The organism is Xanthomarina maritima (assembly GCF_008084905.1).
Taxonomy (GTDB): domain Bacteria; phylum Bacteroidota; class Bacteroidia; order Flavobacteriales; family Flavobacteriaceae; genus Xanthomarina; species Xanthomarina maritima.
Window position 1 is genome coordinate 1 of record NZ_VSFC01000023.1, and the last position, 13510, is coordinate 13510.

General features: G+C 30.4%; 12 protein-coding genes. 1 reads left to right on the forward strand and 11 read right to left on the reverse strand.

What is annotated here, in order from left to right:
* Positions 1-312: 312 nt before the first annotated feature.
* Genes FVF61_RS04765 through FVF61_RS04780 form a run of 4 tightly spaced genes read right to left on the reverse strand, consistent with a single transcriptional unit; the run spans position 313 to position 1358 of the window.
* Positions 313-684, reverse strand: a complete 372-nt coding sequence (locus FVF61_RS04765; protein ID WP_148453914.1) for a DDE-type integrase/transposase/recombinase — start codon at positions 682-684, stop codon at positions 313-315.
* A gap of 6 nt (positions 685-690) precedes the next feature.
* Entirely contained in the window at positions 691-882 is a 192-nt protein-coding gene (locus FVF61_RS04770) for a hypothetical protein (RefSeq protein WP_148453916.1), read from the reverse strand.
* A gap of 9 nt (positions 883-891) precedes the next feature.
* Entirely contained in the window at positions 892-1086 is a 195-nt protein-coding gene (locus tag FVF61_RS04775) for a hypothetical protein (RefSeq protein ID WP_148453918.1), read from the reverse strand.
* Positions 1083-1358, reverse strand: a complete 276-nt coding sequence (locus FVF61_RS04780) for a hypothetical protein (protein WP_148453920.1) — start codon at positions 1356-1358, stop codon at positions 1083-1085. Before FVF61_RS04780 ends, FVF61_RS04775 begins: the two co-directional genes overlap by 4 nt.
* A gap of 400 nt (positions 1359-1758) precedes the next feature.
* Between FVF61_RS04780 and FVF61_RS04785 the strand changes: the two genes are divergently transcribed.
* Positions 1759-2256 (forward strand): DinB family protein, encoded by a 498-nt coding sequence (locus tag FVF61_RS04785; protein ID WP_148453922.1) that lies wholly within the window; start codon positions 1759-1761, stop codon positions 2254-2256.
* Here the strand turns inward: FVF61_RS04785 and FVF61_RS04790 are convergent.
* From FVF61_RS04790 to FVF61_RS04820, 7 genes are all read right to left on the reverse strand, one after another.
* A complete protein-coding gene (locus FVF61_RS04790; RefSeq protein ID WP_233586697.1) occupies positions 2249-2488 on the reverse strand; it encodes a DUF6095 family protein in 240 nt (79 codons plus the stop codon). The two genes, FVF61_RS04785 and FVF61_RS04790, sit on opposite strands and share 8 nt — an antisense overlap.
* A complete protein-coding gene (murQ, locus tag FVF61_RS04795; protein ID WP_148453924.1) occupies positions 2478-3296 on the reverse strand; it encodes an N-acetylmuramic acid 6-phosphate etherase in 819 nt (272 codons plus the stop codon). The genes FVF61_RS04790 and murQ overlap by 11 nt, the downstream gene beginning before the upstream one ends.
* A 56-nt stretch (positions 3297-3352) precedes the next feature.
* Positions 3353-4171 (reverse strand): DUF4249 domain-containing protein, encoded by an 819-nt coding sequence (locus FVF61_RS04800; RefSeq protein WP_148453926.1) that lies wholly within the window; start codon positions 4169-4171, stop codon positions 3353-3355.
* 4 nt (positions 4172-4175) lie between these two features.
* Positions 4176-6551 (reverse strand): TonB-dependent receptor, encoded by a 2376-nt coding sequence (locus FVF61_RS04805; RefSeq protein WP_148453928.1) that lies wholly within the window; start codon positions 6549-6551, stop codon positions 4176-4178.
* Positions 6552-6621: 70 nt separating this feature from the next.
* Positions 6622-8850, reverse strand: coding sequence for an NADP-dependent isocitrate dehydrogenase (locus FVF61_RS04810; protein ID WP_148453930.1), 2229 nt, complete (start codon positions 8848-8850; stop codon positions 6622-6624).
* 153 nt (positions 8851-9003) lie between these two features.
* Entirely contained in the window at positions 9004-10320 is a 1317-nt protein-coding gene (locus tag FVF61_RS04815; protein ID WP_148453932.1) for a TolC family protein, read from the reverse strand.
* On the reverse strand, positions 10310-13507 hold the full coding sequence (locus FVF61_RS04820; RefSeq protein ID WP_148453934.1) for an efflux RND transporter permease subunit: 3198 nt from the start codon (positions 13505-13507) through the stop codon (positions 10310-10312). Before FVF61_RS04820 ends, FVF61_RS04815 begins: the two co-directional genes overlap by 11 nt.
* Positions 13508-13510 lie beyond the last annotated feature (3 nt).

Sequence of the window (13510 nt, forward strand, 5' to 3'; positions counted from 1 at the left end):
TTTTTAGAATCCCGATTCATTTTTTGAGTCGGGATTTTTTTTATTCTTTTTTTTAATACATGTGTTTATTGTAAAAACACCTTTTATAAATTCCATACACTATCTATACACTATCTATACTTGAGCCATTAAGTTGACCCGTCCTAATATAACTAAACAGATTAATTAATAAATCCTAATATAATTATACAACTCATTTTCTTAATCCTAAAATGACTGATAGTTTTTCCAACTTTTTTTTAACATTGTTGTTTTTAAATGCGCTTGATTAGGTGTCAGATAATCACAACTCGCATGAGGTCTTAATCTATTTTAGTTCTCAATGCTTTTTGAGATATGGTTTTGGGTTTTCTCAAGCCCCATAGCACTCGTGTGTAAATTAAACTCTGTTTTTATAATTCCATTCACGCGTTCAGCTATAGCATTTTCATATGGGTCACCATTTTCTGTCATGCTAATTGCCATCTTGTTTTTGAGCAATAACCTGACGTAATGATGCGAACAATACTGTGAGCCCCTGTCGGAATGATGGATCATTGGTTCCTGGTATATTTTATTGTCCAAAGCCATTTTTAAAGCATCCAGACAGCCTTGTGCCGTTAAATCCATTCTAAAACTATATCCCATTATTTTTCTTGAGTAAGCATCCGTTATTAAACTTAAATATCCCCATTGATTAACCATTCTGATTTAGGTGATATCGCTAACCCAAACCTGTTCTGGTCGGATTATGGTTATTTCCTTGATTAGATTGCTATACTTTTTCATCCAATGTCTTGAATTTGTTGTAACAGCTTTACGTTTTCGTTGTCTGACCAATAATTTGTGGTCAGATAATAAATTAAATAGATAATCTCTCCCTATAGTTATATTATGAGACAAAAGGCTGTTTTACAATAGAAAATGTAGTTTTCGAGTCCCTAATTTGGATAACTGTTTTCTAATATCGATAACTTCCTGAAGAATGATATCTTCTTTAATCATGCTACGCTCTTTACGCCACAGGGCATCATAGTAAGCATGTCTTGTTTTACCAAATAATCGACACAACAAGCCTATTCCTTGTTTAGGAAAATCTTGTTTCATTTTTTGGACTGTTTGGCACCAGACTTTTTTCTGATATCGATTTTCAGCTGCTCCTCGGCCACATCAATCAGTGTATTTAAGGCCTTTATTTTTAATTCTGCCTCCTGTAGAGCTTTCTCTAAAGCTTGTTTGTCCGGTGATTTTTGCTTTGCCATTTGAGGTTGGATTTTAGCATAAAAATCAACTTTTTCTTCCTTAAAACGTAATATCCAATCTCTAATGGTTTTTTTAGTTTTGATATTATAGGCTGTTTGAGCTTCTTTGACGGTCATTCTCCCTTACTCAATAGCTGAGACGATTGTGCGCTTTTGTAGTTTCGTGTAGCTCTTTCATTTGAGGTTTAGATGGTAATGTTCTAAACCGTATCGTTTCATCCAGATGTCCAATGAGCTTTTTCCCAGTTTGTAGATCCATTTGGCTTGTATTCTTGGAAGGCCAGTTTCTACTTCTTTGACAATTTTTAAAATTAGTCGTTTGTCATAACGTCCATTCTTACTTGACCTTTCTTGGTAATTTGTGTCTTGTTTTATTGTTTCCATACACTTGTTTTAGTGTATAGCTATATTAGGACTAGACATATAGCTATATTAAGACTAGACACATAATTTATAAGTATTAATAAAATTTGCTAAGATGAAATTCTTCAAGAAAATATTCATTAAATTAGTTTCTATGAAAATTATTATTCAATCAGCAATAAAGACATTAAATAAAACAGAATATATACTTTCTAATATATCCAATGAAATATTTTGCGATACAACAATACCTCCATATAACTCAAGTATAGGATCTCATATTAGACATGTTTTAGATTTTTATGATTGTATTTTAAAAGATAGTAGCAAAATTGATTTAATTGCAAGAAAAAGAAATTTAGAAATTGAACAAAATTGTAAAAATGCTTTAGATTACTATAATGAAATTATTGAAAAATTGGGAGCTTTAAATGAAGATGATTTAGAAAAAATTGTTTTTGTAACTGATGATTTAGGTTTAGGGAAAACAGTTATTAAGTATACTTTTTCAGCATTAATGGCTCAAGCAAATAGCCATACTATACATCATTATGCAATAATAAATTACATTTTAGATGGATTAGGAAATAGTTTAAAGGATGATACATTTGGCTACAATCCAACAACACCAAAAGTAAAAAACTTTAATTAGAAGCTTTATAAAACATACTATCCATTATAGTTTTAAGTCCAATAAAAGCTAAATATATAGCAAGTACACAAATCAATAAAGATAAAATTAAGAGAGGAATGTAAAGTGTTTTTTCTTGATTACTGAATGAAACATACATTAAAATGGGACCTAAGAACATACATACCAGTGACATTCCCATTTTTTTTATTCCTTTTATAAGTATTTCTTTATTAGTTCTTTTAGTTTCCATTTTTAAAATTTTGAATAGCCTCTCGAACGTTTTTGTATTTTAATAACAGTTTATAAGCTAGGTCTTCAGAAATATTAAGTTCATTCATAATTATCTTTGTGCCTCTTTCCACTAGCTTATTATTGCTTAGCTGCATATCTACCATCTTATTTCCTTTTATATGGCCTAATTTAATCATTACAGTAGTTGTAATCATATTAAGTACTAGTTTCTGGGCAGTACCAGCTTTCATTCTTGAGCTTCCAGTTACAAATTCGGGGCCAACAATGACCTCAATTGGAAATTGAGAAGTATTAGAAAGTGGACTGTTTTTATTACATGTAACGCATCCGGTTATAATGTTATTTTGATTGCACTTTTCTAAGCCACCAATTACATATGGTGTTGTGCCAGATGCAGCAATACCAATTACAATATCTTTAGCATTAATGTTATATGTTTTTAAATCTTCCCAGGCTTGTGTTGTAGAATCTTCAGCAAATTCGACAGCTTTTCTAATTGCTTTATCTCCACCAGCTATAAGGCCAATTACTAAATCATGAGATACACCAAAAGTTGGAGGGCATTCAGAAGCATCTAAAATTCCTAACCTACCACTTGTACCTGCGCCAATGTAAAAAAGGCGACCATTATTTTGTAGTTTTTCAACAATTTGAGTTATTACATTTTCAATTTGAGGAATGGCTTTTTCAACTGCTAAAGGAACCGTTTTGTCTTCAGAATTAATATTTGTTAATAATTCTGAAATCGACATCTTTTCTAGATGATTAAAATTAGAATCCTGCTCTGTTATTTTTATAAAATTCATAGAATCAAAATTACATATTTTTAATCTATTGATATATTTAATACTTAAAATATTAATTACTCAACAATGGTATAATTTATTTCAGAAACTTCTGAAAGTCTAAAGTAACCTAAAGGATAATTATTAGAATTAGAAATATTTATACAGTTTCCTCTTACTGTAGCAGGCTGTGTTTCGAAAGGACCACCAGATTCACCTGTTTGTTGTAAAAGGATATACATAAATTCATAAAAGCGTTCTGAAACGCCATGATTTCTAATAGTTACACTGTCTCCTGGTTCTATGTCTTCATTAACATAAAAGCCAAAAATTAAATTTCCATTTACAAATTCATCTTTAAATGTATCTAATGTTTTTATAACAGGAATACTAGGAATGAATTCAAAAAAATAATAGTTTTCTTCATTTTCAGGATCTGTAAAAAAAGCTTTTAATTCTGTGTCTTCTCCTGTGAATCCACCTTCTAAATTTTGTTCAACAAACTCAATTTCTGGAACCGCTAATAAAGTTTCTGTACCAGTATAAGTTTCATTGTTATAGATAACAGTTAATTGATATTGAGCATTGATAACAGGAATAAATGTAGAGTTTACATAAATACCAGATTCTCCATCTTCAATAAAATTGAATATATTACTATTTTCATCTGTTATAAATACTTGCGCATTATTTGCAGGAGGAATTTCTTCATCGAAATATGGAGCCGTTAGAGTTAATTTAATAAACTGTTCGTTACCTACTGTTCCTTTGTACCAATTTATTGAAGCATCAATTACTAATCTAGGATCTGATTTAGGAACATCTACTTCTATCACATCTTCACATGAAAAGAAATTAAAGAAAATAAAAACTATATATATGTGTGTTAATTTCATGGTATTAAAATTTAAAATTATAAGAAATAGAAGGAACGATTCCGAAAATAGATAGTTTAACAGCTTCGTTAGCTCCAGAATCTACATTTTCTCTAAATGAAATTGAGGAAGCGTTTCTTCTGTTATATACGTTATAGATTCCAAATACCCATTCACTTTGCCATCCTTTTATTTTTTCTGGTTTAGGGACGTAAGTAGCTGAGAAATCTAGTCTATTGTAACTTGGTAATCTATACTCATTTCTTTGGCCATAATTAGGCACATTAATTCCATTGTATTCGTATTGAGCATTTGGATAGGTAACAGGTTGACCAGATTGGAAAACAAAATTGGCATTAAAGCGCCATCTTCTATTTAGATCATAACTACCTGTAAATGATATATCATGAGTTTTATCGTAGGCAGTACTATACCATTCACCATTGTTAATTCCAGGTTCTTCAGATGTTCTTCCTGGTGTTTGTTGTTCAGACTTTGATAAAGTATATGCTATCCAACCTTTAAATCGACCTTCGTTTTTTCTAAATAATATTTCTAAACCGTAAGCTCTCGCTTTACCATTTAAAATAACTTGTTCAATGGCATTATTTGCAATAAGATCAGCTCCATCAATATAATCAATTCTGTTTTGTATTTTCTTGTAAAAAGTTTCAGCTTCTAAAGAATACATATGGTCTTTTAAGTTTTTAAAATATCCAATTGCAACCTGATCAAGTATTTGTGGTTTTATATATTTACCACTAGGGGTCCAAATGTCTAATGGTGTAGGAGAGCTTGTATTTGATAATAAATGCAAATATTGATTTAAACGATTGTAGCTTGCTTTAATTGACGTGTTATTGTTTAACTCATAAGCTAATGCAACTCTAGGTTCTAAAGCCCCAAATGATTTAATAATATCACTTCTTTTATAAGTTTCAGTTCCTATAGGTTCTGCTTTCTCATAAATTTGAAGTTCTTGATTATATAGTACAGCCTCATTGTTTTGGTAAGTATTTAATTCATCTTGACCTAAACGCAAAAAGGAACTATATCTTAAGCCATAAGATGCCATTAATTTATTAGATAATTTATGTTCAACATCTAAATAAATGGCATTTTCTAAAGCAAATTTATCAATTAATTTATCTGCATTGATTCCAGAATCTTCACCAGTTGGTTTAATATCTCCAGGATTAAATTTATAATAAATACTATTTAGCCCATATTGAATTTTAATTTTTTCGCTCAAATAATGTTTGAAATCATATTTTAAATTGAAATTTCTTATGCCTGAATCCCAATTAAATCCAACAAATTCAAGGTTTAAGCCATAGTAATAATCTGAATAAATTAAAGACAGATTGGAAAAGAGTTTGTTTGAAAATAAGTGGTTCCATCTTAAATTAAACACTGAGTTACCATACGTGTTTTTAAAACTATCATTAAAACTAAATACATCTCTTCCAAAATAACCTGATACATAAACATTGTTGTTTTGATTTAGTTTATAGCTAATTTTAGTATTTAAATCATAGAAGTACGCTTTGTTCTCTATATCGAATAAAGGCAAGAATAAATGTGCATAAGTAGCTCTTCCACCTAATAGAAAGGAGCCCTTTCCTTTATTAATAGGACCTTCTGCTAAAAGACGACTTGATATAAGTCCAATACCACCATTCATGTGGAACTTGTTACTATTTCCTTCTTTTTGATAGATGTCTAAAACAGATGAAACACGACCTCCATAACGAGCTGGAATACCTCCTTTATACAATTTTAAATCTTTTATGGCATCTGGATTAAAAACAGAAAACAAACCAAATAAATGTGAAGAGTTAAAAATTGTAGCTTCGTCTAATAGTATCAAATTTTGATCTGCTGCACCACCACGAACGTTAAAACCTGAAGCACCTTCGCCAGCGTTAGTTACACCTGGTAATAATGTAATGGCTCTAATAACATCAGCTTCTCCTAAAACTACTGGAATTTGTTTAATTGTGCTTGATGTTAATGTATTCAAACTCATTTGTGGTTTTCGAATATTGAGTCTTTCTACATTTTTTTTTATGACGACCTCATTTAGACTTTCTACAGATTCTTCTAAACTGAAATCTCTTGTTAGATCTTCATTTAAATTAATAGTTTCTGAAATTTCTTCAAACCCTAAATAGCTAATAATAATTTTATAAGTGCCTTTTGGAAGTGTAATGGAATAAAATCCATATTCGTTTGTGATGGCACCTGAATTTAATTCTGGGAATAATATGTTAACACCAATTAGTGTTTCATTACTATTTAAGTCTGAAATGATCCCACTCAGTGTTACTTTTTCTTGAGAAAATGCCCAATTAGAGTTTAATCCGATTACAAGAAGTAACCAGAAAATGCGTAAATTCATAAAGGTTGCAATTTTTAATAAAGCTATAAAAAAAGCTCCTTAATAGGAGCTTTTAACAAAATCTTTATAATTAATTTATTGATTTTAATATGTTATTTAATGTTAAACTTGGACGCATTACATTATTTGTTAACATATTATCTGGCTCATAATACCCTCCAATATTTGTAGGGTGTCCTTGAACATTATTTAATTCATCTAAAATTATATTTTCGTTTTTCGATAAATTAGCAGCAATTGGAGTAAATATATCTTTTAATTGGGTGTCTTTGTTTTGATTTGCCAAAGATTCAGCCCAATACATGGCTAAATAAAAGTGACTACCTCTATTGTCTATTTCTCCAACTTTTCTAGAAGGGCCTTTTTTATTATCTAATAATTTTTCTGTAGCAAGATCTAATGAGTCAGCTAAAACTTGGGCTTTAGGGTTATTAGAAACTTCAGAAACGTGTTCAAGAGAAACAGCTAATGCTAAAAATTCTCCTAAAGAATCCCAACGTAAGTGGTTTTCTTCTAGTAATTGTTGTACGTGTTTTGGTGCAGAACCACCAGCTCCAGTTTCAAATAATCCTCCACCATTCATTAATGGAACAATAGATAACATTTTGGCACTTGTACCTAATTCCAGAATAGGGAATAGATCTGTTAAATAATCTCTTAATACATTTCCAGTTACAGAAATGGTGTCTTTTCCATCTTTAACTCTTTCTAATGTAAATTTTGTTGCTTCTATTGGAGAAAGAATTCTAATATCTAGACCAGAAGTATCATGATTTGGTAAGTAAGTATTTACTTTTTTAATTAATTCAGCATCATGAGCTCTGTTTTTGTCTAACCAAAAAACAGCAGGTGTTTGTGAAGCTCTGGCTCTTGAAACAGCTAATTTAATCCAATCCTGAACTGGAGCATCTTTTACCTGGCACATGCGCCAAATATCTCCAGATTCTACTTTGTGTTCTATTAAAGTATTTCCTGAAGCATCTATAACACTTACAGTTCCATTTGATTGAATTTCGAATGTTTTATCGTGAGAACCATATTCTTCAGCTTTTTGAGCCATTAAACCAACATTTGGAACAGTTCCCATGGTTGTAGGATTAAAGGCACCATGTTTTTTACAGAAATCAATGGTTGCTGTATAAACACCAGCATAACTACTATCTGGAATAACTGCTTTTGTATCTTGTTGTTTTCCTTCAGCATTCCACATTTGGCCAGAAGTTCTAATCATAGCAGGCATTGAAGCATCAATAATAACATCACTAGGTACATGAAGGTTTGTTATGCCTTTATCACTATTTACCATAGCTAATGCTGGGCCATTATTATAAATAGTATTAATGTCTTGTTCTATTTCTTTACGTTTTGCTTCAGGTAATTCTTGAAGTTTTTCAACTAAATTTCCAAAACCGTTATTTACATCAACTCCTAAAGTTTTAAAAGTATCATTATGTTTATCAAATAATTCTTTAAAAAAGACTCTTACAGCATGACCAAAGATAATAGGGTCGCTCACTTTCATCATCGTTGCTTTCATATGCAAAGAGAATAGTACATCGTTGTTTTTTGCATCTGTAACTTGGGCTTCTAAAAATTTGATTAATTCTTTTTTACATAAAACTGTAGCATCAATAATTTCACCTTCTAATAGGTTAAGATTGCTTTTTAATGTCTCTGTAGTTCCATTCCCTCCTTTAAATTGAATAGATACAGTTGTAGCTTTATTTAGTGTAACAGATTTTTCGTTATGTGCAAAATCTCCTTCACTCATTGTAGCTACATGTGTTTTCGAATCTTTACTCCAAGTACCCATAGAATGTGGATTTTTCTTGGCATAATTTTTAACAGCTTTAGGTGCACGTCTGTCTGAATTTCCTTCACGAAGCACTGGATTTACGGCAGATCCTTTAATTTTATCGTATCTAGATTTTATGTCTTTCTCTGATTCGTTTTTTGGCTCATCTGGATAATTAGGTAAATTAAATCCTTTAGTTTGTAATTCTTCAATAGCATCTTTTAGTTGAGGAATAGAAGCGCTAATATTTGGAAGTTTAATTATGTTAGCTTCAGGTTTCTTAACAAGTTCTCCTAATAATGCTAAATCGTCGTTTACTTTTTGATTTTCATTTAAAAAATCTGGAAAAACAGCTAAGATTCTGTTTGCTAACGAAATATCTTTTGTTTCTACATTCACACCTGTTGGTTTTGTAAATGCCTTAATAATTGGTAAAAGAGAATAAGTAGCTAAAGCTGGAGCTTCATCTGTTTTAGTATAAATAATAGTAGACGTATTTGACATAAGGATGTTTTGTTTTATTAATTAGAATGCTCAAATTTTTAAGCCTTGCAAATATACAAAATTCCTATAGGAATTTAGAAGTAGAATATATTATAGCTCTTGATTAATTGAGTAGCTATTTTTAATGAATTACATAAAAAGTTGTTTGATAATTTAGAATTCGATATTTAATAATTCACCACTTAATTGTAACACAATTAATTCTGCAAGTTTGGCATCATATTTAGCTTCATTTCGACTTAATTCTGCATTTCTAAGATTTAATTGAGCCTGTCTGAATTCTATTGAAGTTACTTGACCTAATTTAAATTTTTCTTGAGTTCTTTCGAAATTGTTTACAGAAGTTAGAATATTATGTTCTTGAACACGATAAATAACTAATTTGTTTTGATAATCATCCCAAGAATTATTAAAATCTCTTTCTATGTTAAGAATGAGTTGTTCTTTTTCGAGCTGCTGATTTTCTAAATTTATTTTAGTGTTTTTTACTTGGGTTATTGTTGTACCACCATCAAATAAATTCCAAGCTAAACTAACTCCTCCAGTAAGTCCAGTGTTTAATGTTGATGTTGCAAATGAAGCTGCATTATTATTATTTTTATTCCAGCCATAAGAGCCAATTAGACCTACTGTAGGTAAATATTGAGATTTACGAGATTTAATATCTAACTCTCCAATAGCTATATTTTTTTCTGCTTGTAATAATGCCACGTTATTAGCTTTTGTTTTAGCTAATAAATCTTCTTTGTTTAAATCTAATAAAAAATCGAGATCTGTTTTAACACTAAAATTCTCTGTTAATTGGTTTCCTATAATTACATTTAAATCTCGTTTTGTGTTAATTAAATTCTGTCTTATATTAATTAGGTTTATGCTATCGTTATTGATGTCTACTTCTGCATTTAATACATCTAACATCGTATTTTGGCCATATTCAAATTGATATTCAGATCTTAATAGTCTGTCTCTTGAAATTGTAAGTGTTTGTTCTAATGCAGTCGTATTTTCTGAAATTTTTGCTATAGAATAATAAATAGTAAATAGTTGAATAACAACATTTTCTATGGTTTCTCTAGCCTCTAATTGTGATAAATAAAATTCTTCTTTCAAGCGTTTAAAATTATACTGTCTACCTAAGCCATCGAAAACTACATAATTTAAGTTTACTGATGCATCATAGCGTGAACTTTCAGCACCATTTAATTTGGTTGTTTCTCCATTAGAAAAATTAGCTTCTGTATTGTCTAGATTATAGTTTGCACCTGCATTTCCTGTTACAGTAGGTAAGTAGCCAGAATTTAAAATATTTGAATTATTTTCTGCAATTTCAACTACATTATTAGTAATTTTAATACCATAATTATGCTCTAAAGCTAAAGAGAAAGCCTCTTCTGGGTTTAAAAGCTTTTGAGAAAACAATGGCAAGGAAAATAAAACAAGACTGTATATTATTACTTTTTTAGTGTTCATTTTCTTCTTTTTGTTCTTTAATTGCACGTTCAACTTCTTCTTTTGTAATCGTTTTATTCGTGTATAGCCATTTGGCATTTTTCTTTAAACTGTTACTAAATGATAAAAACAATGGTAAAACTAATAAAGTTAAAACAGTAGCATACCCAATTCCAAATGAGATAGAAATTGCCATAGGTTTTAAAAATTGTGCTTGTCTACTTTTTTCCAAAAGTAAAGGAGCTAATCCAGCAATTGTTGTTAAAGAGGTTAGGAAAATTGCTCTAAATCTTGATTTTCCAGCATCAGTAAGAGCTAAGTCAAAAGACATTCCTGCTTTTAAATTCGTATTAAATTTACCAATAAGTACTAGGCCATCATTTACCATAATTCCAATAAGAGCAATGATTCCTAATAAGGATAATACATTTACAGGGAATCCTAGAAGCCAATGTCCCCAAGCAACTGCAGTTAAACTAAATGGGACTAATAATAAAAGTAAAAGAGGTTGGCTATAACTTCTAAATGTAAAAGCTATGGTTATATATATTAGTAATAAAATAACAGTTCCTGCACTTGAAATGGATGATGATAATTTTTGAGCTTCTCTATTTTGACCTTCAAAAGAAGCTGAAATAGTAGGGTATCTAGATTGTAATTCTGGAATGGTAACCTTTTTTATATCTTCTAAAATATCTGTAGCACTTATGCTTGGGTCTTTTAAATCTGCAGAAACTCTAATCTCACGTTTTCCATCTAAATGATTAATTGCTACATCTCCACGTTCTATAGTATAAGTAGCAATATCTTTTAGTGATACTCGATCTCCAGATGGAGTTATTATACGCATATCTTCCAAATCATTAATAGACTCTCTGTTTGGACGATCATATCTTACCCATACTTTAATTTCATCTTGTCCTCTTTGAAAACGTTGTGCTTGCGACCCAAAAAATCCAGAACGTACTTGAGCCATAACAGTAGTAAGATCCAAGCCTAATAAATAAGCTGTTTCTTTTAATTCTAGTCTTATTTCTTTTATTCCAGCAGGATCATTATCCTCAATATCTTTAAGTAAAGGATTTTCTTGTAAAATATTTTTTAATTCTTTTTTAGCAGCTTTTAGTTCATCAATATTATTCCCTAATAGAGCTACTGAAACTGGACTGCCTCCAAAATTACCACCAGAACCAAAAATTAAACGTTCCGTTCCAATAACTGGCCCAACTAATTCACGTAATCTGTTTGCTACTAAAGATGAATTGATTGCATCTGGTCTTTCTTCTCCAGGCAACATATTAATACTTAATTGAGCACTAGAACTACTGTTTAAAGTTAAAATGGTATTTTCAAAAAGCTCTTTTCCTGTTCCTTTTAAATATTTTTCTGTGAACTCTTGATTGACAATATAGGATTTCTCCTCTATCATAGAAATGATTGAGTCAGTTATTTTTACATTGGTTCCATTTGGCATATCTAATTCAATAGAAACACGATCACTAGCAATGGATGGGAAAATAGTAACACCAATAACACTTCCACCAATAGCACCAAGGGTTAAAACCAAAAGAGCGACAAAAATACCTAAAGACAATATTTTATATTTTAATACAAAGTGCAATATTGGAGCGTAAACATGATCTCTTAAGTATTTCATGATGCGATCTCCATAGGCATTGATGCCTCGCATTTTAGTAAAAAACAGTCTGATTTTAGATGGATTTTCTTGAGGAATTTGTTTTCTTAATGCTTTAGAATGTGCTAAATGCGCTGGTAAAATAATTAAAGCTTCAATTAATGAAATGGCTAGAGTTAAAATTACAATTACAGATACTTCACTAAAAAATTCACCAATTCTACTATCTAAAAAGAGAAATAATGAGAATGCTAATAAGGTTGTAATTATTGCTGAAACAACAGGAGGAATAACTTCCATAGTTCCATCTATGGCTGCTTGGATAGGTGTTTTGCCTTTTTCATAGTGCTGATAAATATTTTCAGCAATTACAATTCCATCATCAACCAATATACCAATAACGATTATCATTCCAAATAATGAAAGTACATTGATAGTGACATCAAACTGTCCAGCAAAAATGAACATACCTAAAAAAGATATTGGAAGCCCAAATGCTACCCAAAAAGCCAATCTGGTATTTAAAAATAAAGACAAAAAAATCAAAACTAAAATCATACCAACTATCGCATTTTCAGCAAGGAGTTTGGTACGTTGATTTAATGTAATAGACATGTCTCTTACAATATCCAGACGGACATTTTCATGTTTTTGATTATATTCGTTAATATACTCTTTTACCTTTTCAGCTGAAGATATTAAATCCTCATTATTCGTACTGGTTACCGAAACATTTACCGATAAATTTTTATTAAAATAAGTTGCATTTGGAGTTTCGGAGAATCGATCTCTGATAATTGCTACGTCTTTTAATCGGACTGTTTTACCATCTGGAGTAGCTTTAACAATAATGTTTGAAAGCTCGTCGCCATAGTAAGAACGATTGTTGGCACGAATAAGATATTCTTCAGCAGAGGTTTTTATATTTCCACCTGTAATTAAAATATTGGAAGATGATACCGCTTTAGCAACATCGGAAAAAGTTAAATTAAATGCCAATAAACTGTTTTCATTGATTGCAATTTCAATTTCTTCTTGAGGATAGCCGGATACATTTACTTGCGAAATACCGTCAATAGCTCTTAAATCATTTTCTATTTGACGTCCTAGTTGTTTTAAAGTAGCCAAAGGCACATTATTTCCACTTAATGCAAAAGATATGGTTTCTCTTATTTCTTCCTGTTTAGAAACAACTAGAGGTTCCATTCCAGTAGGGAATGAAGGCACTCGATCTACGGCATTTTTGACTTCTAATAGCATAAAGTCAATATTTTCTCCTTTTTCAATTTCTACAGTTATTGACCCACTATTTTCTCTAGAAGTTGATGTTACTCTATCAATACCTTTTAAGCCTTTTAGGTTATCTTCAATTTGAAGTACAATTCCTTCTTCAATTTCTTGAGGAGAAGCTCCTGGATAAGTTATGTTTATGTTTATGATTTTAGAATCGACAAGAGGGAAAAATGAGGATTTTAAAGACATGATGCCTAATATTCCAAAAGCAAAAAAGGCAATTATAAAAACATTTACTGCTACATGATAACGAATAAAATATGCTATTAATTTCCTCATAAT

Excerpts from the sequence above, each read along its gene's own strand:
- murQ (WP_148453924.1), bottom strand. The coding sequence starts at position 3,296 with ATGAATTTTATAAAAATAACAGAGCAGGATTCTAATTTTAATCATCTA.
- FVF61_RS04810 (WP_148453930.1), bottom strand. The coding sequence starts at position 8,850 with ATGTCAAATACGTCTACTATTATTTATACTAAAACAGATGAAGCTCCA.
- FVF61_RS04815 (WP_148453932.1), bottom strand. The coding sequence starts at position 10,320 with ATGAACACTAAAAAAGTAATAATATACAGTCTTGTTTTATTTTCCTTG.
- FVF61_RS04775 (WP_148453918.1), bottom strand. The coding sequence starts at position 1,086 with ATGAAACAAGATTTTCCTAAACAAGGAATAGGCTTGTTGTGTCGATTA.
- FVF61_RS04765 (WP_148453914.1), bottom strand. The coding sequence starts at position 684 with ATGGTTAATCAATGGGGATATTTAAGTTTAATAACGGATGCTTACTCA.
- FVF61_RS04820 (WP_148453934.1), bottom strand. The coding sequence starts at position 13,507 with ATGAGGAAATTAATAGCATATTTTATTCGTTATCATGTAGCAGTAAAT.
- FVF61_RS04780 (WP_148453920.1), bottom strand. The coding sequence starts at position 1,358 with ATGACCGTCAAAGAAGCTCAAACAGCCTATAATATCAAAACTAAAAAA.
- FVF61_RS04805 (WP_148453928.1), bottom strand. The coding sequence starts at position 6,551 with ATGAATTTACGCATTTTCTGGTTACTTCTTGTAATCGGATTAAACTCT.
- FVF61_RS04790 (WP_233586697.1), bottom strand. The coding sequence starts at position 2,488 with ATGGAAACTAAAAGAACTAATAAAGAAATACTTATAAAAGGAATAAAA.
- FVF61_RS04800 (WP_148453926.1), bottom strand. The coding sequence starts at position 4,171 with ATGAAATTAACACACATATATATAGTTTTTATTTTCTTTAATTTCTTT.
- FVF61_RS04785 (WP_148453922.1), top strand. The coding sequence starts at position 1,759 with ATGAAAATTATTATTCAATCAGCAATAAAGACATTAAATAAAACAGAA.